Raw genomic sequence first — 19435 nt, 5'->3', positions numbered from 1 at the left:
GTGTGGTCAGACCTTCCAGCCCGAATGAATCGCGACGAGGCCGCCCATGATCGGCTCGACCTTGGTGTGCCGGAAGCCGGCCTTGCGGATCATGCCCTCGAATTCGGGCATCGGCGGGAAGCGGCGGATCGATTCGATCAGGTAGCGGTACGATTCGGCATCGCCCGCGATCATCTGGCCGATCTTCGGCACCAGCTTGTGCGAATAGGCATCGTAGACTTCCTTGAAACCCGGCCATTCGGTGGTCGAGAATTCAAGGCAGAAGAAGCGCCCGCCATAGTTGAGCACGCGGTGCGCCTCAGCCAGGGCCCTGTCGATGTGGGTGACGTTGCGGATGCCGAACGCGATCGTATAGGCATCGAACGAACGGTCCTCGAAGCTCAGCTCCTCGGCGTTCTGGCGGGACCAGACGAGGGTGTCGATGCCGCGCTCCATCGCGCGCTCGATCCCGACGTCGAGCATGTCCTGGTTGATGTCCGAGACGGTGATGCGCGCGCCCGCTTCTTCCATGCGGAAGGCGATGTCGCCAGTGCCTCCGGCCATGTCGAGGATCTGTTCATGACTGCGCGGTTTGACCCGGCGCACGAACTTGTCCTTCCAGACCCGGTGCATGCCCGCGGACATGGCATCGTTCATGATGTCGTACTTGCGCGCCACGGCGGAGAAGACCGCGCCCACGCGCTCCTCCTTCTCCTCTGCACGGACGTCTTCATAGCCGAAGGAAACGGTATCGCTGGTATCGCTCATGGAGCCGTTCTCTAACCATCCCCGCCGCGCGGCGCCAGCCTTGGTTTTGCCCGCGACCGTGCCATTCGTGCTGAACATAGGCCGGAGCAGGCGCGGCGCCGGGGTTGGAGGCGCCCGGCATCCTTGCTTCGGCGGGTCAAACCGGGCAGCATCGCTTTATCGGGAACCCGGCCCGCGCGCCGACAGGAGGACAGCAATGACCGAGTTCGACCCCAAGCCCGCTGAAAGGCCTGCCGGTTCGGCCCCGGTTACGGGGTTCGAATTCAACAATCCCACGATCATCAACCTGCTCTACCTCGCCTCGTACATCACCGGGATCACCGGGATAGTCGGCGTGGTCCTGGCCTATGTCTGGCGCGGCGAACCCAAGGCACAGTGGGAAGTATCCCATTACGAATATGCGATTCGCACTTTCTGGATCTTCCTGATCGGGACGGTGCTGGGCTTCGTGCTGATGGTCGCCCTGATCGGTTTCGTGATCCTGCCGCTGGTGTCGGTGCTGGTCATCGTGCGCAGTGTTATGAGCATTCTCAAGGCCCAGAAGCAGCTGCCTATGCCCAATCCCGGTAGCTGGCTGGTCTGAGGACTATCGCAGCAGCAGGTAAGCCCCAGCACCGAGCGCGGCCACCTGCAGCGCCGCAACGGTGTGGAGGCGCCGGACGAACGGCTGCTTGCGGGTCTTGTGACGAAAGGCGCGCCGCCCGGCGTAAGCGCCGGGGCTGCCGCCCAAGAGTGCGAGCCAGAGCAGCGTCGATTCCGCGATCCGGCGGCGGCGGGCCTTGGCCTGCGCCTTGTCGATGGCGAAGGCGGCAAAGCTCGCCAGGTTGAGCGCCGCCAGCGCACAAAGCGCGGCGGTTAACGCCAGCGTTGCCCCCTCCATCCCGGAGCCGATCACTTTTCCGCCACCCATTCCCGGCGCAGCGCGGGCCCGGCCAGCGCCATGAGCGCAGCAGCAACAAGATAGAGAGCCAGCGCGAAGAGCATGGAATAGCGCAGCGATTCGCTCCCCCATACCGGCGCCAGCGCCTTGGACAGCGCGCCCAGCGCATAAATGCCGCCGCCAAGCCCGATCAGGTTGTTGACGAGCAGGAACAGCGCCGAGGCGGTTGCCCGCGCGGGCGGCTCGACAAGATGCTGAACCGCGCTCGTCACCGGGCCCAGCCAGAAATAGGCGAGCGCCTGAGGCACCAGGAACATCAGGAACGCCAGCGGCACGCTGGACGTCCAGATGCCGCCAGCGAACAGCGGCACGGCGCAGACGAAGGCAATCGCCGGAACCCGGCCGTACCAGGCGCGGTCGCCCTTCCCCAGCCGGTCAGCCAGGATTCCGCCCGCCAGCACGCCCACGCAGCCGCCCAGCAGCAGCACCGCGCCGATGAACCACGAGGTATGGACGAGGTCCAGTCCGAAGCTGCGCTGGAGCAGGCTGGGCAGCCAGAACATCAGGCCATATCCGAGCATCGAGCTGGACGCGGCGCCGAAGCTGAGCAGCCAGAAGGCGCGCTTGCCCGCCAGCGTCGCGGCCACATCGCCAAAGCGGATCGAAGATGCCTCGGCCGCGTTGCCGACAGGGCGCGGGACATCGCGCACCACCAGCTTGAACAGCGGCGCGATGAGGATGCCGGCGAGTCCGACGACAAGGAACGCCGTGCGCCAGTCCACCGCCTGCGCCACATAGCCCCCCGCCAGTACGCCCATCGCAGAGCCAAGAGGGATGCCCAGCGAATAGACCGAAAGCGCGAAAGCGCGGCGGTGGCTGGGAAAATGATCGCCGATCACCGCATAGCTGGGCGCCACCCCCCCTGCCTCGCCAACGCCGACGCCCACGCGTGCAAGGAAGATGTGCCAGAACCCCTGCGCCAGCGCGCAGGCCGAAGTGCACAGGCTCCACACCACCAGCGAGCCGGTGATGACCCATGACCGGCTTGTGCGGTCGGCCACCCACGCCAGCGGCACGCCCAGCGTCGAATAGAGGATCGCGAAGGCAAGGCCGCCCAGCATTCCCAGTTCGGCATCGTCGAGGCCAAGTTCGGCCTGTATCGGCGCAGCCAGGATCGAGAGGATCTGCCGGTCGACGAAATTGAAGATGTAGACGAGCAGCAGCATCCCCAGCACGAGGTTGGGCGAGGCGGCGGGCCTGCTCGCAGGCTGGGCGATGGCGGCGGTGTCGCTCATGTCAGGTTACATGCTCCTTGAGGAAGGCTTCGATCGCCGCCAGCGCCGCCGGCTCGTCAAGGATCGGGGCGTGGCCGACGCGCGGCACTTCAACGCCCGCATAGCTGCCAGTGTGACGGCGCGCCATCTCCTGCATGGTCGCGGCGCCGAGCAGGTCCGAAAGGGCACCGCGCACCACCAGCACCGGCACAGCGTCCAGCAGATCCCACAAGGGCCAGAGGTCGGGCGGCACGGTTTGCGGATCGTCCCCGACAACGCTTTTTGCAATGGCCGGATCATAGGCGAAGGAGATGGTGCCGTCGGGGTTCTCGTGGGCGATACGGCGGGCGAACGCCGTCCAGTCCGCGCTGCCGTAATCAGGAAAAGCCGAGCCGTTGATCGCGCGGGTGCGGGCGGCAGCCTCGGTCCAGTCCGCCATCCCGCCCGACGGGCCGACATAGCCCTGTATCCGCGCCAGCCCCGCCGAATCCAGCACCGGCCCGATGTCGTTTAGGACCACCGCCTTCGCAAGACCGGGCCGCAGCGCGTTCATCACCATCGCCATAAGCCCGCCCATCGATGTGCCAACCAGTCCGGCGCGCGCAATGCCAACGTCATCCAGCAGCGCCAGCATATCCTGCGCATAGACGTCCGGGCGGTACTGCGCAGGGTCCGGGTCCCACTGCGAAAGACCGCGCCCGCGCTGGTCGGGCACGATCATCCGGTAGCGCCCGGCCAGCTTTGCCGCCAGCGGCTCGAAATCGGCGCTGTTGCGCGTCAGGCCGTGCATCATCAGCAGGACCGGAGCCTGAGGGCCTGCGCCCGGATAATCGCGCGCGGCAAGGTCGAGCCGCCCGCAGGCGCTGCGATAGCGGTGGACGCGGTAGTCCATAACGCAAGGTTCCTTTCAGACGCAGGGGTGCCGGGCCATGATGGACCGGCAGACCCCTCAGAACGCCAGTGTCGCGGTGGCGAAAACCTGGCGCGGGTTGCCATAGAAGGCGGTCAGCGTGCCCTCGGTGCCGAGCGTGGGAATGAACCGTCCGCTGGGCGCCGTCAGCAGTTCGCCGGTGACCGGATTGGCGGCAAGGAACGTATAGCCCGAGGTCTTGTACTGCTTGTCGAACAGGTTCTTGCCGTGCACGCCCAGCGTCCAGCGCCCGCCCGGTGCGGAGTAGACCAGGCTGGCGTCGACAAGTCCGTACCCCTTCTGGTCGAGGTAGGGGTTGGGGATCTCGAACTGGTGGGTCTTGCTGCGGTACGCATAGGTCGTGCTGAACGAGACGTCGCCCTCGCCCACGGGCGCCGTGTAGGCCAGCGTGGCGCTGGTGGTCCACTTGGGGGTGTTCTGAACATCGCGGTTGGGGGCGACATCAGTGGGAACGCCGCCGATATTGGCGATATATTCCTTATACTTGGCATCGATGTAGCCAAGCGACCCGGACAGGCTGAGCCGGTCGCCCGCCGCCATCATGTCCTGTGCCAAACGGGCATTGGCTTCCAGTTCGAAGCCGCGGAATCGGGCCTTGCCGGCATTCGTGATGATCCCGCAGAAGGTCGGGATACCGCCCACGCTGCAGCCCGCCGAACCGGGGATCTGCACGTCCCTGTAGTCCATCTGGAACGCCGCTGCCGCGATATAGAAGCCGCCGCCGAACAGGTTGGCCTTGTAGCCGATCTCGTAGCTGTCGACCGTCTCGGGCTTGAAGCTGAGGTAATCGGTGACTTCGGCGTCGGTCGGCCTCCCCGGCGTAGCCGCAGGCGCGTTGACACCGACGCCGCGCGGATCGAAGCCGCCGCCCTTGAAGCCCTGGCTGAAGCTGGCGTAGATGTTGTGGTCCGGCGTCGGCTTGAAGCTGATCGAGGCGCGCGGGGTGAATTTCTTGAAGGTCGCCTTGCCCGAAAAATCGGTGCTCGGCGCGCCCAGTGGCAGGCCCGCCCCGCCGAATACCGGCGATCCGCCGCCAAGATAGTTCTGCCGCAAAATCTGCGCGCGGCGTTCATCCCAGGTATATCGACCGCCCACCGACAGGCTGAGCTGCTGGGTGAAATCAAAAGTGAAGTCGCCGAAGACCGCGAAGGTCTCCGTATCGACATTCGCCTGGGTGAAGGCGGTCAGGCCGTTCAGCGCGGTGAACAGCCGGGTGTCGAACTGCGTGTCCGCCTTGGCCGAAAGATAGTAGCCGCCGAGCAGGCCCTGCACCATGCCGCCATCGTCGTAGAGGAACTGGAATTCCTGGCTGGTCTGCTCGTTGCGATAGAAGGCGGGCACGTCGAGGTCGACCGCGGGCAGCGCGTCGAAGTCGATCGGCGAAGCGCTGTCGTCCTTGCGCCACGAACTGATCGAACGGAAGGTCAGGCTATCGCTCAGTTCGGCGGTGGCGTTGATGGCGAAGCCGTAAGCCTCGACCTCCTGCCGGGGATCGTTGAGGCCGCCGCGCGTGTCGAACACGTCGCTGAGCACCGGCGCGCCCGAAGCGTAGCCGGGGATCAGACGGTGGCCGCCGCGCGGGTTCGACTTGTCCTTGGTGTAATCGGCCGAGATGCGGATCAGCACCGGCTCGCCATAGCCGCCGATGTCGACGCTGGCGCGCGCAGCCCAGATATCCTTGTTGTAGTTGTCATCGCCCGTGGTCAGGTTCCTGCCGAAGCCCCCGCGCGACAGGCGCGCCGCCGATCCACCGACGCGGATCAGGTCGCTCACAGGCGCCGAGGCGGTGACGATCAGATCGGCCTGGTCGTAAGTGCCGTAAGTGCCCTTAACCTTGAGCGAGAAGTCCTGCGGCAGCTGCTTGGTCACATACTTCACCGCGCCGCCGATGGTATTGCGCCCATAAAGCGTACCCTGCGGCCCGCGCAGCACTTCGATCCGCTCGACATCGTAGATATCCAGAACGGCGGCCTGCGGGCGATTGAGGTACACATCGTCAAGATAGATCCCGACGCCCTGCTCGAACCCCGATACCGGGTCCTGCTGGCCGACGCCGCGAATGAACGCGGACAGCGTGGAGTTGGTGCCCCGTGACGGTTCCAGCGTGACGTTGGGGGCTGAATTGGCGATCTCGGTAATATCGATCGCGCCGGATTTCGCGAGCTGTTCGCCGCTGAAGCTGGTGACCGCGATCGGCACGTCGACCAGGCGTTCCTCGCGGCGGCGCGCTGTGACGATGATATCGCCGCCCGATGCTTCGGAGGCGGCTTCGGGCCTTGCCGGGGCCTCCTGAGCCAGCGCCGGGGCGGCAATGCCGAAACCGCCGCACAGGCCCAGAACGCTGGAGGAAATCGCGAGGAATCGCACCTTGCGCATCGTATACTCTCCCATGGTCGCTTATCGTTGGATGCCTGCTTATTGACAGTTGAACCGACTTTCAACTTTGAATGTTTGCCAATGCACAAAGAGCGGTCTAGCTGTGTCGTTGTGACCACACCGACGCCACCAGCTGACAAAGGCCCTGCCGACAAGGCGCCTCGCACCGAACGAGGCCGGCGTACCTTGCGCAAGCTGCTCGACGCGGCGGCGATCGAATTCGGGGAGCGCGGTTTCCACGAAGCCTCGATCACCGGCATCACCCGGCGCGCGGGCACGGCGCTGGGCAGTTTCTACACCTACTTCAATTCCAAGGACGAGATCTTCCGCGCGCTGGTCGACGACCTTAGCGGCAAAGTCCGCGAGGCAGCGCGCAGCGCCCGGCAGCAGGACCTGCCCGCGCTGGAAACCGAACGCGCCTCGCTCACCGGGTTCCTGCGCTTCGCCAGCGAGCACAAGGAAATCTACCGCATCATCGACGAGTGCGAATTCGTCGACCCGGACAGCTTCCGCCTGCACTATCGCAACACCGCACGCCGCATCCACGAACGTCTCGCCGAAGGCATCCGCAAGGGCGAGCTGCGCGAAGACCTGGGCGAGGCTCATGCCTGGGCGATCATGGGCATGAACGTGTTCCTGGGGCTGCGCTACGCCGTCTGGTCCGAAGACGCGGGCGCCGAAGAAGTGGCGGAACTGGCCAACTCGATCCTGCGCGAAGGCATCGCCAAGCGCTGAGGCGCAGGTAACGCTGCGACAGCGCACCGGATCGCATCGCCGCGTTAACGAACGCACCCCGCCGCATCTGCGACAAACTCGCCTCCGCGCTCGCTGGCACTTCACCGTCATTTACGCGATGATAAGGCCGATCTGCCAGAGAGAGTCGCCAGACAGGAACGGAAAAATTCACTTGGACGCGCGCATTCTCCTCGCCTCGGGCTTCGTCGCCCTTGCCGCCATTGCCGGCGTGCTCGTGGTCGCGGCCTCGCCCGATAAGCCGGAACCGGCATCGCTGGCCGAGGCGAAGTTGGCGGCCCCTACCCCGGTCGCCGATGCCAGGCCCGCCCCGGTACGGAAGAAGGACGAGCCCTTCGTCATCAAGCGCATCCTGCCGATCAGCGGCGCGATCAAATACGGCGAATGGCACTGGGACGACAAGAACGTGCCCGCCGGACCGATCGTCGTGACGGTGGACCTCGATGCGCGGGTGCTGTCGGTGTTCCGCTCCGGCTATGAGATCGGCGCGACCGCCGTCCTGCTCGGCACCGAGGACAAGCCCACTCCGCTGGGCGTCTTCCCGATCACCCAGAAAGACAAGGACCACGTCTCGAACATCTACACCGGCGCGCCGATGCCCTACATGCAGCGCCTGACCAACGACGGGATCACCCTGCACGGGTCTGACGTGGCGCTTGGCTACGCCAGCCACGGCTGCGTGGGCATGCCCAACGACTTCGCCGCCAAACTGTTCTCGACGACTAAAGTCGGCGACAAGGTCTATATTACACGCGGCAAGCAGGTCGGCATGGGCGACAGCCTCGTCGGTGGCTAAACCTCAGCGTTCGCGCCGGACCGCCCTGACCGGGGCTTTCGCAAAGCTCCAGCCGCCCGCATTGGGCCGCGCCACCAGATTGCCAATGGACGCGGGTCGCCCCGAAACAAGGCTTTCCAGCAGCCGGGCGATGGCGCCGCCGCGCGCTTCCTCGCCGTCCAGTTCGCGCACGACCCGTGCAAGCACGCGCAAGACCACCGCCCGCGGAGCCTGAGGGCGGTATTTCAGACCCATCGGTTCCTTCTTCACGCAGGAACGCCATTCGAGCGCGGCCATCCAGTCGAGCGCGGCATCGGCCTCGGCGATATGCGCGGCGCTTTGTGCGATGGCGGCAACGTCGAGCCAGTCCGCATCGACCAGCGCCTTGCGGATACGCACGCGGTCGAAACGGTCGTTGGCGTTGCTGGGATCTTCGGCGGCGACCAGCCCGGCACCGCGCACCACGTCGCCAAGCTCGGCGCGGCGCCATGCCAGCACCGGACGCAGCAGCGGCAGGGCCGCGCCGGACACCGTGCCTCGCTCACGCGCACCTGCAAGGCCCGCTACGCCGCTGGCCCGGTTGAGGCGCATCAGCAGAGTTTCGGCCTGATCGTCGGCCTGATGGCCGGTCGCCAGCGCGGCGAGGCCCTGCTGCGCAGCCCAGCCCGCCAGCGCGGCGTAGCGCGCGGCGCGGGCCTCGGCCTGGACATTGCCAGGCGCGACTTCGACCGGCAGCGCGGCATGGGGAACGCCAAGGTCTGCGCAGATCCGCGCGACCTCGGCTGCTTCGCCCGCGCTTTCGGGCCGCAGCCCGTGGTCCACCGTTGCTGCCTCAACCCGTCCCGGCAGCGCCGCCTGGGCCAGCAGCAACAGGGCAAGGCTGTCAGGCCCGCCGGATACAGCTAAGCCAAGCCGCGCGCCTTCCTCATCCACGCCCTCAGGCCAGAGCGCCGCCAGACCGGCCCGAAACCGGCCCGCAGCGCCTTCGTCTATCGGCATGTCAGGTGCAGGTCAGTCCACTGCGGGTCGAGTTATAAAGACCGCTCAGGCGTCCCGCCGCTTCGGCCGCATACGTCTCGCTGAATTCGGCGAGCGCGATGCAGGCGCGCTTGGTGTCCTTGAGCTGCTTCATCGACACCGCGAGGTAGAGCAGGCTGTCGGAAGCACGGTCGCCGCGCTTGTCGGCCTGGAAGTTCTGGAGGAACCACTTGGCTGCCTCGCTCGGGTTATTGTCGTCCAGATAAGCGCGGCCGAGCAGGTTGCGCCCCCAGCTGCCCCGCGCGTGCTTGGGGTACTTTTCAAGGTACATCTTCAGCTGCTGCTGCGCTTCGGGGTAGAACTTCGCTTCCCACAGACGGAAGCCGTAGCTGTACTCGTCGTCGCCGGCATCAGCGCTCTGCGGCTTGACGATGGCCTTCACCGCCTCGATCCGCGAGGATGTCGCCGCCACCGGACGCGCAGGCGCCGCCGGAACAGGAGCCGCCACGACGGGGCGCGGCGTGACGGGCGCTGTCGAAGCGCCCCCGCTCATGGCGTCGAGGTTGCTCTGCGGTGCGGGCGGCGCTGCGTCCATCGGCAGCGGTGCCGGCGCGCTGGCGGCGAGCTTGGCTTCAAGCAGGCCAATGCGGTTGGTGTTTTGTTCGACCTGGGAGGTAAGCCGCGCCATCTGCGCTTCGACCGAGTCCATGCGGGTCAAGAGGTCGGTGACGGGGGTGCTGGCGGGCTGGCCGGGGGTAGTGACAGGGGCAGGCTTCGAAGTGATTTCGGGCTCGAAGAACTTGCCGTCCGCACCCGGAAAAACCTTGCGCTGCAAAGCACGCACTTCGGATTCGACCTTATTGAGGCGCGCGCTCGTGTTCGCATCCTGGGCGGAGGCGGGGGCTACTCCACCAGCGAGGATCGACACCGCAGCAGCCGTTGCCAGCCAGTGTGTCGTGCGCAATGCGCCAAGGGTACGTTTCATCGCCAAATCAACTCCGTGCCGGAAAATCGCAAGCCGCATTTATGGCAGCGGCCGGCGGAACCGGGAATTAACCAGTGGGCTGGTTCGGGCGTGTTGCCCGAAACTGCCCCCGCCTGTCGAGGCGGGGTTAGTTGGAAACCGTGGAAAGCGGTGCAGGCGCAGCGCTCTGACCAGAACCGGCCGGTGCCGATGCAGACCCTGGATTGGAGCGGGCAAGCAGGTCTGCCGGGGTAAGCGAAACGCCCGTCACAAGTTCGGGCTTGTCCGAAAGCGGCGGGAGCGCTTTGCCGCCGACCGAAATCTGCAAGGCATCTGGGCGGCCGGTACGCAGCTTCAGGCCAGCAACGCCCGCCGGCGCGGTCCAGCTCTCACCCTTGGCGAGTTCTTTCTGGAGCACCTGCGCGCCCGTGCCATCAGTGACCTTGAGCCAGACCTGATCGCCGGTCGCCGTCAGCACAACGGGGCCGCTCGTGGGAACGGGCGCCGGCGGCGGCGGCACGGAGGTCGCAGGCGCAGCGGTTTGAGCTGGCTTGTCGGCGATGAGATCGGGCAGCGCACCCTGGGGCGAAAGGAAGCTGCTCCAGAACACCAGAAGCACCACCACCGCGACCAGCACGCCAGCCGCCGCGATCCAGGCGAGGCGCCGGGTAGGCACACGCGCGGGATCGCCCGGCTCGAAGCTGGGAACGGCCTCATGCCGCTCGGGCACGTCAATTTCAAGCTGGGCGCGGATCTTCGCCGCGATTACCTTTTCGTCGACACCAACGGCGCGGGCATAGGCCCGCGCGAAACCTACCGCATACGTGCGCGCAGCGAGATCGCCCAGCCGATCCTCCTCGATGGAGAGGAGATGTCGTTCGGCGACCTTGGTCTGCGAGGCGATGTCCGCACGGCTGAGGCCGGCAGCTTCACGCGCCGCGCGAAGTTGGGCTCCGGCGCTTTGCGACTCTCGCGCATGACCCTGGGATTCGACGTTTTCCATTCTGCTCCAGAAGGGTGTGGTAAATGCGACCTGACCTGTGACTAACCAAACCGTCTGACGAGGCAAAGTCAATCAGTGCACCGCCAATCGCTTGAAAATTATGCGGCCATAACTGCACTTTGAACATTTTCGTTGAGACAAATAGCGAACACGCCCAGGCTCACGGGCATTGGGCCGACTCGCGAGTGTCGGCGCGCTCAATCGACATGAATATCACGCGCGGCGGCCCAGGCGACCATCTCGGCGCGCAGGTCGGCAGGCGGCGCCGCCATCCAGCCGTCCATGGCGACAGTGATCTCGCCCAGGTCGACCTTGCCGACCAGTTCCTTGATCGGGCCGACCGCTGCCGGAGTGATCGATAAGCGCCGGATACCCAGTCCGAGCAGCGCCAGCGCTTCCAGGCGGCGCCCGCCCATTTCGCCGCAAACGCTGATGTCCACCTTGGTGCCGTCAAGTGTGCGCACGACCCGCTTGAGGAACCGCAGGATCGCCGGACTAAGCCAGTCGTAACGCTCCGCCAGCTTCGGGTTGGAACGGTCAGCCGCGAACAGGAACTGGGTAAGGTCGTTGGTGCCGATCGAAAGGAACGAAATCTTCGGCGCGATCAGGTCGAGTTGCTCGGCCAACGCCGGCACTTCGAGCATCACGCCGTAGCGAATCACTTCGGGCAGCACCTTCTTGCGTTTGCGCAGGTAATCGAGCTGGCCGTCAAACACGGCCTTGGCAGCGTCGAACTCCCACGGTTCCGCGACCATCGGGAACATGACGTTGAGCTTGCGGCCTGCGCCGGCCTCAAGCAGCGCACGCGCCTGCACCTTGAGCAACCCATCGCGTTCGAGCGCAACGCGCAGCGCGCGCCAGCCCATCGCCGGGTTCTCCTCCCCCTCGCCGTCGTCGTGGCGCAGATAAGGCAGCGTCTTGTCGCCGCCGATGTCGACCGTGCGGAACACTACCGGGCGGTCTCCCGCAGCATCCATGACATCGCGGTAGAGACGGGTCTGTTTCTCACGCTGGGGCAGCGTGGCAGAAACGAGGAACTGGAATTCGGTGCGGAACAAGCCGATGCCATCAGCGCCGGTAAGGTTAAGGTTGGCGACATCGTCGCGGAGCCCGGCGTTGATCATCACGTTGATCCGGGTGCCGTCACGCGTCGTCGCCTGCACGTCACGCAGACCCGCATAGATGGCCTGACGTTCACGGCTCCTGGCGAATCGGGCGTCGAAAGCCTCCAGCGAGCCAGGCGAGGGACGTACGGTGGCGGTGGCCTGATCTGCATCGAGCAGAATCTGGTCGCCGTCACGCACGACGCCGCGTAACCCCCGCACTCGGCCCAGTACCGGCACGCCCATGGCGCGCGCGACGATTACGACGTGACTGGTGAGCGAGCCTTCCTCAAGGATCACGCCCTTGAGGCGCCGCCTGTCGTATTCGAGCAGTTCGGCCGGGCCAAGGTTGCGCGCGATCAGGATCGCATCGTTACGCAGCCCCATCGACGCCGCCGTCCCGAGCTGGCCCGAGACGATCCGCAGCAGCCGGTTCGCCAGATCCTCCAGATCGTGCATACGATCGGCCAGCAGGGGATCGTCGATCTGGCGCATGCGCATGCGGGTGCGCTGCTGAACCCGCTCAATCGCAGCTTCGGCGGTTAGGCCGCTATCAATCGCTTCGTTGATGCGGCGAGTCCAGCCCTCGTCGTAGGCGAACATGCGATAGGTTTCGAGAACCTCCTCATGCTCGCCGCCGACGCCGAACTCGGCCTGGTTGGCCATCCGGTCGATCTGTTCACGCATTCGGTCGAATGCCGTGATGACGCGCTGGCGCTCGGCCTCGGTATCCTCCGCGACAATATGCTCGATGGTGACGCGCGGCTGATGATAGACCGCCACGCCGAGCGCAAGGCCCTTGACGAGTGTTAGCCCGTTCATCTGCATCGGTCCGGTCTGGCCCGCGCTCAGCGCGCGGGCGTCCTCCTCGTCGATGAGGTCGGCATTGGTGATGAGTTCGGAAAGAACCATCGCCACCGTCTGCAGCGCCTCGATCTCGATTTCTTCGTAGCGGCGCGGTTCCACGTGCTGGACGCACAGTACGCCAACCGCGCGTTCGCGCCGCACGATCGGCACGCCCGCGAAGGAGTGATATTTGTCCTCGCCCGTTTCGGGGCGGTACGAAAAGTCAGGATGCGCGGCTGCTTCGGCCAGGTTGAGCGTGCCGGTCTGGTCGGCAATCGTGCCAACCAAGCCCTCACCCACGGCCATGCGCGTGACGTGCACGGCTTCCTGGGCAAGGCCGCGCGTCGCGAAAAGTTCCAGCATCCCTTCACGCAGGAGGTAGATCGAGCAAACCTCGCTATCGAGGCTTTCTCCGATCACTTCCACCACGTTGTTGAGCTTGGCCTGCGCATTGCTGCGTGAGGCCATCACCTCGTGAAGGCGGGTGAGGATGGTTCTGGCTGCTTCGACGGCTCCACTCATACCCAGAGGAGTAACGCAAAGGGATCGCTTTGGGAACGCAGCGGATGCCGTCGATTCAGGTAATTGGTATTATATCGGGGATCTCCGGTGCGACCGGTGGATTCGTATGGGCGTAAAATGCGCCTGCGGTCTGGCCTTCAACTGATAAGGCGGCTCGGGATCGGCGGTTAGAACCGTCCGATCTCCTCCTTGAGCGCTAACTTTCTCTTCTTGAGAGCCTGGACCACCACGGCATCAGGCATCGGACGGCTCAATTCCTCGTGGATCTGCCGTTCGATACCGGCATGCTTGAGCTGAAGAGCGCTGACGTGCGAACTATCCATGGACGGTTCCTCCTTATGGGGCCGGACCTGTGGCGAACGAACTTCTGTCGAGTGACCCGAATTGGCGACTCGGCTTCGATGATCCGGCGCGAAAGGGAAGGAACCACATTCGGGGCATCTTGCGAAGACTCGTAATGCTTCATATCGGTGAATCGTATGAATCCTGCGCTGGGCAGGATTCGCGCCGTGCGCTGCCCCGGGCCATGCACGGATGGTCGCTCCAGCGCGTATTTTGTGATTGAGGAATTCCGGCGTGACCGAAGAGGAAATGCGCAAGCGCCTCGAAATCCTGAAGATTGAGCATCGCGATCTCGACGCGGCAATCGATGCTCTGATGGGCGCCGGGTCTGGCGATCAGCTCCAGATCGCCCGCATGAAGAAGCGCAAGCTGCTTTTGAAGGACCAGATCAGCCAGATTGCGGATTACCTGATCCCGGACATCATTGCCTGACACGCTGGCCGCGGCTCCTCCCGGATGCTGCTGAAATCCGCGATTTGCATCAATTTGCGGCAATTGCGGTTACGTCGCCATCGCTGTGAAGCGTACCGATAGGGGACAGCGGTTTTTTTGCGCGGGATTTTGGCCGCAGCCCAGTTGCCGCCGACTCGCGGTTCGGAAATATGAAACCGTCATGTCCGAACCGGCCACCATCAATCCACGCATCGTCGAGGCGCTCTATTGCGAGGCACTGCTCCTCTCGGACGAGGTGCGTACCGCCTTCACGCTTTCCGGCCGGCCCGACAGCGACCATGCGCAGGACGAAGACCTCGCCCGCATCGCGCTGTCGAGCGAAGGCCTGCGCACGACCACGCGGATGATGCACGCGATCGCGTGGCTGCTCAACCAACGGGCCTTCTTCCGCCGTGAAATCAACGAGATGCAGCTTCGTCGCCATGGCCGTCTATCATCCGATATGCGCCTCTCCGACCCGCAGCAGACCGCCCTGCTCGCCCCCACGACCGCGCGCCTGGTGGAAACCACGCGCCGTTTCTACGAGCGCCTGCTGCGCCTCGACCAATCGTGGCGCCTGACAGACCTAGCCTCTCCCAGTGCCTTGCAGAGCCTGCGAGACCGTATCGAACGACGCATCGCCGGCTGAGAACTTCAGCGGAGAACGAGGGCCCTGCGCGGCAAGCGTCTCGACAGGCAGGCCGGCAAACCCCATATCGCCGCCATGGACGCAACCCAGATCGACAGGCCCTATACCGTGGCCGAACGCATCGGCCCGCTCGTCAGGCGCGTGCTGGCGCGCAACCCGTCGCCTTTCACCTATACCGGCACCCAGACCTACATCGTGGGCGAGGCCGGTGAGGTGGCGGTGATCGATCCCGGCCCGGACGAGCCGGAACACATCGCCGCGCTGGTCGAGGCAATCGGAAACGACCGGGTTGTGGCGATCTGCTGCACCCATACCCACCGTGACCATTCGCCAGCCGCAGCGCCGCTCAGCGCAATCACCGGCGCGCCGATCGTGGGCTGCGCACCGCTGGTGCTTGACGATGACGGCCCGCGCGCTGATGCCTCGTTCGACGCTGGCTACGCCCCCGATCGTGTGCTGCACGATAACGAGACGCTCAGAGGCGATGGCTGGACCCTGCGCGCCATTGCCACGCCGGGGCACACGTCGAACCACCTTTGCTTCGCGCTGGAGGAAACCGGCGCCCTGTTCACCGGAGACCATGTGATGGGCTGGTCGACCAGCGTCGTCTCCCCGCCCGACGGCGATATGAGCGATTACATGGCCAGCCTGGCCCGCCTCTACGAGCGCGAGCAGGACGTGGTCTACTACCCCGCCCACGGCGCCGAAGTCACCAAGCCGCGCCAGCTTGTGCGAGGCATGATCGGCCACCGCCGCCAGCGTGAGCGCCAGATCCTGCGCCAGATCGAATCGGGCCACACCCGAATCGCTGACATGGTTCCCCTGATGTACAAAGGGGTCGATGAAAGACTGTGGCCGGCGGCGGGCCGCTCCGTACTTGCCCACCTGATCGACCTGGAAAAGCGCGGCATTACAGTGCGCCATGACGACAACTGGTCGCTTGCCGCCGCGAATTAGTTTTTACGGCAAGTATTGGCGAAAAACGGCACCGGCTTTATTATCCGCCCCATAACAGGGTGGGTGACGATTCATGGCAACCGCAGCTGGCGCGAAGGTGGCGCGTATCTCGTTCTGGGCGAAGATGTCGATCGGCATCAGCGCCTTCATCCTCTTCGGTTTCGCCCAGTTCGGCCTGCGCGGTTTTGTGCCCTATACCAAGGTGCCGGCCATCTTCCATATCCACGGCCTGGTGATGCTGTCCTGGCTTGGTCTGTTTGTCACCCAGTCGCTGCTGGCCGGGCGTACTGGCGACACCATGCGCTCCGGCGTAGGCGCCAGGTTGGCCCTGCACCGCAAGGTTGGCTGGGCGAGCGCGGTGATGCTGCCATTGATCGCCATTCTGACCAGTCTGACCTGCATGACCGCCTTGCGCATGCAGTTCTACCCCCCATTCTTCACGCCCGCCTATTTCCTTGCGCTGGTCCATCTCGGCATGGTGGCTTTCGTGGCACTCGTCCTGACCGCAGTCATCCATCGTCGAGAGGCGGATTGGCACAAGCGATTGATGGTCGGCTCCGCGGTGCTGCTGATGGACCCTGCGCTGGGCCGGGTTCTGCCGATGCCATTGATCGTGCCCTGGGGCGAATGGCTGGCGATGGTGGTTCAGCTTATGGTCGCCGTGATCATCGCGCGCCATGACCGCCGTGTGCTTGGCAGGGTACATCCAGCAACCACGGCAGTGATGCTCGTGATCGTACTGAACCACATGCTGGTCGAACTGCTGGCGATATCGCCGTGGTGGATCGGGTTCGCAAGGGGCTACACCGCTGCCTGATCGCGCATTTTCCCCTTGGGTCCGGGCGCGCGCGTCCCTAGATAGGCCCCGTGCCGGCGCAAGGACCGGGACGCAGTACCAGAGGGAATGCCATGACCGTTATGCCAGCCGATCTTTCCGGCATAGACGTGCGCGCCGAGATCGAGCGGCTGCGCAAGGAACGCAATGCGGTCATCCTAGCCCATTACTACCAGCGCCCGGAATTGCAGGACCTTGCCGACTTCGTGGGCGACAGCCTCGAACTCAGCCGCAAGGCCGCCGAGACCGACGCCGATGTCATCGCCTTCTGCGGCGTGAAATTCATGGCCGATACCGCCAAGATTCTCTCGCCGAACAAGATCGTGGTGCTGCCCGACATCAACGCCGGGTGCAGCCTGGAAGATTCGTGCCCGCCTGAAAAGTTCAAGGCTTTCCGCGAGGCGCACCCCGATCACATCGCGCTGACCTACATCAACTGCTCGACCGAGGTGAAGGCGCTGTCCGACATCATCGTCACCAGTTCCAGCGCCGAGACGATCCTCCAGCAGATTCCGGCGGACCAGAAGATCATCTTCGGCCCCGACCGGCACCTGGGCGGCTACCTTTCGCGCAAGTTCAACCGCGAGATGCTGCTGTGGCCGGGCGTGTGCATCGTCCACGAAGCGTTCAGCGAGACCGAGCTGCTCAAGCTGAAAGCCCAGCACCCGGGCGCGCCGATCGCCGCTCACCCCGAATGCCCGCCCCACATCGTTGACCACGCCGACTATGTGGGTTCGACCAGCGGTATCCTGCAGTATGCCGCCACGATCCCGCAGGACACGCTGATCGTCGCCACCGAGCCGCACATCATCCACCAGATGCAGCTCTCGATCCCCAACAAGACCTTCATCGGTGCGCCGGGCGCAGACGGCAACTGCAACTGCAATATCTGCCCTTACATGGCGCTCAACACGCTGGAAAAGCTCTACGTCGCCCTGCGCGATCTGACCCCGCGCGTGGAAATCGAGGAACCCTTGCGCCTCGCCGCCAAGAAGAGCCTCGACCGCATGCTGGAGATGGCAAGCGGCACCATCGGCAAGGGCGACCTCGGCAGCCGCTGAGCGGTCAGGCGCCCGCCGCCTGCCGCGCCCATGAGACGATCGCGCCGGCCGGCATCGCGCCGGACTGGCGCGCGATTTCGCGGCCCTTGCGGATCAGGATCATCGTCGGGATCGAGCGGATCGCATAGCGCCCGGCGATCGCGGTTTCCGCTTCGGTATCCAGCTTGCCGAGGCGGATCCGCGGTTCAAGCTGCGCCGCAGCGGCGGTGAAGGCCGGGGCCATCTGCCGGCACGGTCCGCACCACGATGCCCAGAAATCGACCAACAGCGGCAGGTCGCTCTTGCTCGCATAGGCATCGAAATTGGCCGCAGTCAGCGTGACCGGCGCGGCGGCGAACAACGCATGGCCGCACTTGCCGCATTTGCCGCCGGCGCCCAGCCGGTCCGCGGGCAGGCGGTTTGCGGCCGCGCAGACGGGGCATACGACGATCATGCTGTCTTGTGGCATCGGCCTTGTCTCCCTTGCCGTATTCAGATCAGAATTCGGCTTCGCGCCATTCGCCCGGCGCAACGCCCTCCAGCGTCCAGTCACCGACGCGCCAGCGCACAAGGCGCAGGGTAGGATGGCCGACGGCGGCAGTCATGCGGCGGACCTGACGGTTTCGGCCCTCGTAGATCGTGACCTCGATCCAGCAGTCGGGCACGCTCTTGCGGAAACGCACCGGCGGGGTGCGCGGCCATAGCTCCGGCTCGTCGATGCGGCGGGCCTTGGCGGGGCGCGTCAAACCGTCGTTCAGCGCCACGCCCTTGCACAGCGATGCGATGGCGGCCTCGTCCGGTTCGCCCTCAACCTGCACAAGATAGGTCTTGGCGGTCTTGAAACGGGGGTCGGCGATGCGCGACTGCAGGCGGCCATCGTCGGTCAGCAGCAGCAGCCCTTCGCTGTCCCGGTCGAGCCGGCCGGCGGGATAGACGCCGGGCACATCCACGAAATCCGACAGCGTCGCGCGCGGGGTGGGCGAACGCAGGTCAGTGAACTGCGAGAGTACATCGAACGGCTTGTTGAAGAGTACCAGTCGCGCCATGCCTTCAGTTCCTTGCAGCGGGTTTGTCGCCGGCTCTTGCGAGCACCAGCGCGAAAGCGAGCAATACCATGCCCGCCACATCAAGCGTGCCCAGCGTCTCCCCGAACGCCAGCCAGCCCACCGTCGCGGCTAGAGCGGGCTGCGCCATAAGCGCAAGGCCGATGATCAGCGGCGGAAAGTGCCTGAGCGAGTAAATCAGGAAGCCCTGCCCGATCAACTGGCTGGAGATGGCCAGCGCGATTAGGGGAGTCCAGTTGTGGGGCATGATCGTCTCGCCCAGCAGGACCGCGATGACGAGCATCACGGGCACGCTGGCAGCCGTCGATACGGCCAGCAGCGAATATTGCCCCAGCCGCTCACGCGCGGCGTTTAGCATGATGATGTAGACCGCGTAGAATACCCCGGCGAGCAAGCAGAACAGATCACCCACGAGATTGGCGTGGCTGATCTCCAGCGAACCGCCCATCAGCATTCCTGCCCCGACAAGCGCAGCGGCAATTGCGGCGATTTCCGCCGTGCGCGGCGCCCGGTGGGCGGTGAACAAACCCCAGACCATCACGATGAGGCTGCCTGAATTGCCGAACAGCGAGGCATTGCCCAGCTTCGTCTGGACGATGCCGACGTGCCATGCGGCAAGGTCCAGCGCAAAGAATACGCCAGCCGCGACGACCAGGATCAGCGTTCCTCGTCCCATCCGCCGCTGCGCCGAAGATTCGCGCGAGGCCAGCAGCGCGATCACCGGCAGCGCCAGCGTCAGGCGCCAGAACCCGGCGGCAACCGGCCCGGTGTCCGAGAGACGCACCAGCCATGCCCCCAGCGCCAGCGCGACATTGGCTGCAAGCAGCGCCAGCAGATGACGCGGCGTCCAGTCATGCCCGGAAGACGGCGGCGCAGTTGGCTGGGATGGGTTCACGGTCATCGCTGCGCGTCCTAGCGGCCTTGCGAAGGCTCCGCACCTGTATAATGCAGGCGCGTCGGCAGC

General features: G+C 65.1%; 21 protein-coding genes. 8 read left to right on the top strand and 13 right to left on the bottom strand.

What is annotated here, in order from left to right:
* Nucleotides 1-6: 6 nt before the first annotated feature.
* The gene (locus V474_RS14720; protein WP_059152559.1) at nt 7-747 is read right to left on the bottom strand and encodes a class I SAM-dependent methyltransferase; all 741 of its coding nucleotides are present in this window, start codon (nt 745-747) and stop codon (nt 7-9) included.
* A 196-nt stretch (nt 748-943) separates the two neighbouring features.
* Here V474_RS14720 and V474_RS14715 point away from each other — a divergent pair, with 196 nt between their 5' ends.
* Nucleotides 944-1330: a DUF4870 family protein gene (locus V474_RS14715; protein WP_059152239.1), complete on the top strand. Its 387-nt coding sequence runs from the start codon at nt 944-946 to the stop codon at nt 1328-1330.
* A gap of 3 nt (nt 1331-1333) precedes the next feature.
* Here the strand turns inward: V474_RS14715 and V474_RS14710 are convergent, their stop codons facing one another.
* Genes V474_RS14710 through V474_RS14695 form a run of 4 tightly spaced genes read right to left on the bottom strand, consistent with a single transcriptional unit; the run spans nt 1334 to nt 6208 of the window.
* The gene (locus tag V474_RS14710) at nt 1334-1642 is read right to left on the bottom strand and encodes a DUF1294 domain-containing protein (protein ID WP_330219645.1); all 309 of its coding nucleotides are present in this window, start codon (nt 1640-1642) and stop codon (nt 1334-1336) included.
* Complete coding sequence (locus V474_RS14705; protein WP_059152237.1) at nt 1639-2922, bottom strand: spinster family MFS transporter; 1284 nt, start codon at nt 2920-2922, stop codon at nt 1639-1641. The genes V474_RS14710 and V474_RS14705 overlap by 4 nt, the downstream gene beginning before the upstream one ends.
* Before the next feature lies 1 nt (nt 2923).
* Nucleotides 2924-3793 (bottom strand): alpha/beta fold hydrolase, encoded by an 870-nt coding sequence (locus V474_RS14700; protein ID WP_059152236.1) that lies wholly within the window; start codon nt 3791-3793, stop codon nt 2924-2926.
* A 57-nt stretch (nt 3794-3850) separates the two neighbouring features.
* Nucleotides 3851-6208 (bottom strand): TonB-dependent receptor, encoded by a 2358-nt coding sequence (locus V474_RS14695; protein ID WP_059152235.1) that lies wholly within the window; start codon nt 6206-6208, stop codon nt 3851-3853.
* An 81-nt stretch (nt 6209-6289) separates the two neighbouring features.
* Here V474_RS14695 and V474_RS14690 point away from each other — a divergent pair, with 81 nt between their 5' ends.
* Both V474_RS14690 and V474_RS14685 read left to right on the top strand, forming a co-directional pair.
* Nucleotides 6290-6943 carry a TetR/AcrR family transcriptional regulator gene (locus tag V474_RS14690; protein WP_407938343.1) on the top strand — a complete coding sequence of 218 codons (654 nt, stop codon included), beginning with the start codon at nt 6290-6292 and terminating at the stop codon, nt 6941-6943.
* Nucleotides 6944-7115: 172 nt separating this feature from the next.
* Entirely contained in the window at nt 7116-7757 is a 642-nt protein-coding gene (locus V474_RS14685) for a L,D-transpeptidase family protein (protein WP_059152233.1), read from the top strand.
* 3 nt (nt 7758-7760) lie between these two features.
* Here the strand turns inward: V474_RS14685 and tilS are convergent, their stop codons facing one another.
* From tilS to V474_RS24975, 5 genes are all read right to left on the bottom strand, one after another.
* Complete coding sequence (tilS, locus tag V474_RS14680; RefSeq protein ID WP_059152232.1) at nt 7761-8735, bottom strand: tRNA lysidine(34) synthetase TilS; 975 nt, start codon at nt 8733-8735, stop codon at nt 7761-7763.
* A 1-nt stretch (nt 8736) separates the two neighbouring features.
* Nucleotides 8737-9699 carry a tetratricopeptide repeat protein gene (locus V474_RS14675; RefSeq protein ID WP_059152231.1) on the bottom strand — a complete coding sequence of 321 codons (963 nt, stop codon included), beginning with the start codon at nt 9697-9699 and terminating at the stop codon, nt 8737-8739.
* A gap of 127 nt (nt 9700-9826) precedes the next feature.
* On the bottom strand, nt 9827-10681 hold the full coding sequence (locus V474_RS14670; protein WP_082699804.1) for a helix-turn-helix domain-containing protein: 855 nt from the start codon (nt 10679-10681) through the stop codon (nt 9827-9829).
* 197 nt (nt 10682-10878) lie between these two features.
* Nucleotides 10879-13152: a phosphoenolpyruvate--protein phosphotransferase gene (gene ptsP, locus V474_RS14665; protein ID WP_059152230.1), complete on the bottom strand. Its 2274-nt coding sequence runs from the start codon at nt 13150-13152 to the stop codon at nt 10879-10881.
* Between the two features lie 167 nt (nt 13153-13319).
* Nucleotides 13320-13475 carry a YdcH family protein gene (locus tag V474_RS24975; protein WP_082057986.1) on the bottom strand — a complete coding sequence of 52 codons (156 nt, stop codon included), beginning with the start codon at nt 13473-13475 and terminating at the stop codon, nt 13320-13322.
* 253 nt (nt 13476-13728) lie between these two features.
* Between V474_RS24975 and V474_RS14660 the strand changes: the two genes are divergently transcribed.
* From V474_RS14660 to nadA, 5 genes are all read left to right on the top strand, one after another.
* Nucleotides 13729-13926 carry a YdcH family protein gene (locus V474_RS14660; protein WP_043980368.1) on the top strand — a complete coding sequence of 66 codons (198 nt, stop codon included), beginning with the start codon at nt 13729-13731 and terminating at the stop codon, nt 13924-13926.
* Nucleotides 13927-14107: 181 nt separating this feature from the next.
* Nucleotides 14108-14575 (top strand): DUF1465 family protein, encoded by a 468-nt coding sequence (locus tag V474_RS14655; protein ID WP_059152229.1) that lies wholly within the window; start codon nt 14108-14110, stop codon nt 14573-14575.
* 75 nt (nt 14576-14650) lie between these two features.
* Nucleotides 14651-15532, top strand: a complete 882-nt coding sequence (locus V474_RS14650; RefSeq protein ID WP_059152228.1) for an MBL fold metallo-hydrolase — start codon at nt 14651-14653, stop codon at nt 15530-15532.
* 73 nt (nt 15533-15605) lie between these two features.
* Nucleotides 15606-16349 carry a hypothetical protein gene (locus V474_RS14645; protein WP_059152227.1) on the top strand — a complete coding sequence of 248 codons (744 nt, stop codon included), beginning with the start codon at nt 15606-15608 and terminating at the stop codon, nt 16347-16349.
* A gap of 92 nt (nt 16350-16441) precedes the next feature.
* Nucleotides 16442-17428: a quinolinate synthase NadA gene (gene nadA, locus V474_RS14640; RefSeq protein WP_059152226.1), complete on the top strand. Its 987-nt coding sequence runs from the start codon at nt 16442-16444 to the stop codon at nt 17426-17428.
* 4 nt (nt 17429-17432) lie between these two features.
* On the opposite strand, the gene trxC is transcribed toward nadA, so the two are convergent.
* From trxC to V474_RS14625, 3 genes are read right to left on the bottom strand one after another with little or no spacing between them, the layout of a single operon-like run.
* On the bottom strand, nt 17433-17876 hold the full coding sequence (gene trxC, locus V474_RS14635; RefSeq protein WP_059152225.1) for a thioredoxin TrxC: 444 nt from the start codon (nt 17874-17876) through the stop codon (nt 17433-17435).
* Nucleotides 17877-17904: 28 nt separating this feature from the next.
* Nucleotides 17905-18453 carry a pseudouridine synthase gene (locus tag V474_RS14630; RefSeq protein ID WP_059152224.1) on the bottom strand — a complete coding sequence of 183 codons (549 nt, stop codon included), beginning with the start codon at nt 18451-18453 and terminating at the stop codon, nt 17905-17907.
* Nucleotides 18454-18457: 4 nt separating this feature from the next.
* Nucleotides 18458-19372, bottom strand: a complete 915-nt coding sequence (locus tag V474_RS14625) for a DMT family transporter (protein WP_059152223.1) — start codon at nt 19370-19372, stop codon at nt 18458-18460.
* Nucleotides 19373-19435: the final 63 nt, after the last annotated feature.

Origin of the sequence: Novosphingobium barchaimii LL02 (assembly GCF_001046635.1) — a bacterium.
In the GTDB taxonomy this organism is placed as follows: Bacteria; Pseudomonadota; Alphaproteobacteria; order Sphingomonadales; family Sphingomonadaceae; genus Novosphingobium; species Novosphingobium barchaimii.
This window is presented reverse-complemented; position numbering and strand designations above follow the sequence as displayed.

Bases quoted from the DNA above. Each gene is read 5' to 3' on its own strand.
- V474_RS14720 (WP_059152559.1), bottom strand. From the start codon at position 747: ATGAGCGATACCAGCGATACCGTTTCCTTCGGCTATGAAGACGTCCGT.
- V474_RS14715 (WP_059152239.1), top strand. From the start codon at position 944: ATGACCGAGTTCGACCCCAAGCCCGCTGAAAGGCCTGCCGGTTCGGCC.
- V474_RS14705 (WP_059152237.1), bottom strand. From the start codon at position 2,922: ATGAGCGACACCGCCGCCATCGCCCAGCCTGCGAGCAGGCCCGCCGCC.
- V474_RS14700 (WP_059152236.1), bottom strand. From the start codon at position 3,793: ATGGACTACCGCGTCCACCGCTATCGCAGCGCCTGCGGGCGGCTCGAC.
- V474_RS14695 (WP_059152235.1), bottom strand. From the start codon at position 6,208: ATGCGCAAGGTGCGATTCCTCGCGATTTCCTCCAGCGTTCTGGGCCTG.
- V474_RS14690 (WP_407938343.1), top strand. From the start codon at position 6,290: ATGCACAAAGAGCGGTCTAGCTGTGTCGTTGTGACCACACCGACGCCA.
- tilS (WP_059152232.1), bottom strand. From the start codon at position 8,735: ATGCCGATAGACGAAGGCGCTGCGGGCCGGTTTCGGGCCGGTCTGGCG.
- V474_RS14675 (WP_059152231.1), bottom strand. From the start codon at position 9,699: ATGAAACGTACCCTTGGCGCATTGCGCACGACACACTGGCTGGCAACG.
- V474_RS14670 (WP_082699804.1), bottom strand. From the start codon at position 10,681: ATGGAAAACGTCGAATCCCAGGGTCATGCGCGAGAGTCGCAAAGCGCC.
- ptsP (WP_059152230.1), bottom strand. From the start codon at position 13,152: ATGAGTGGAGCCGTCGAAGCAGCCAGAACCATCCTCACCCGCCTTCAC.
- V474_RS24975 (WP_082057986.1), bottom strand. From the start codon at position 13,475: ATGGATAGTTCGCACGTCAGCGCTCTTCAGCTCAAGCATGCCGGTATC.
- V474_RS14655 (WP_059152229.1), top strand. From the start codon at position 14,108: ATGTCCGAACCGGCCACCATCAATCCACGCATCGTCGAGGCGCTCTAT.
- V474_RS14650 (WP_059152228.1), top strand. From the start codon at position 14,651: ATGGACGCAACCCAGATCGACAGGCCCTATACCGTGGCCGAACGCATC.
- V474_RS14645 (WP_059152227.1), top strand. From the start codon at position 15,606: ATGGCAACCGCAGCTGGCGCGAAGGTGGCGCGTATCTCGTTCTGGGCG.
- nadA (WP_059152226.1), top strand. From the start codon at position 16,442: ATGACCGTTATGCCAGCCGATCTTTCCGGCATAGACGTGCGCGCCGAG.
- trxC (WP_059152225.1), bottom strand. From the start codon at position 17,876: ATGCCACAAGACAGCATGATCGTCGTATGCCCCGTCTGCGCGGCCGCA.
- V474_RS14630 (WP_059152224.1), bottom strand. From the start codon at position 18,453: ATGGCGCGACTGGTACTCTTCAACAAGCCGTTCGATGTACTCTCGCAG.
- V474_RS14625 (WP_059152223.1), bottom strand. From the start codon at position 19,372: ATGACCGTGAACCCATCCCAGCCAACTGCGCCGCCGTCTTCCGGGCAT.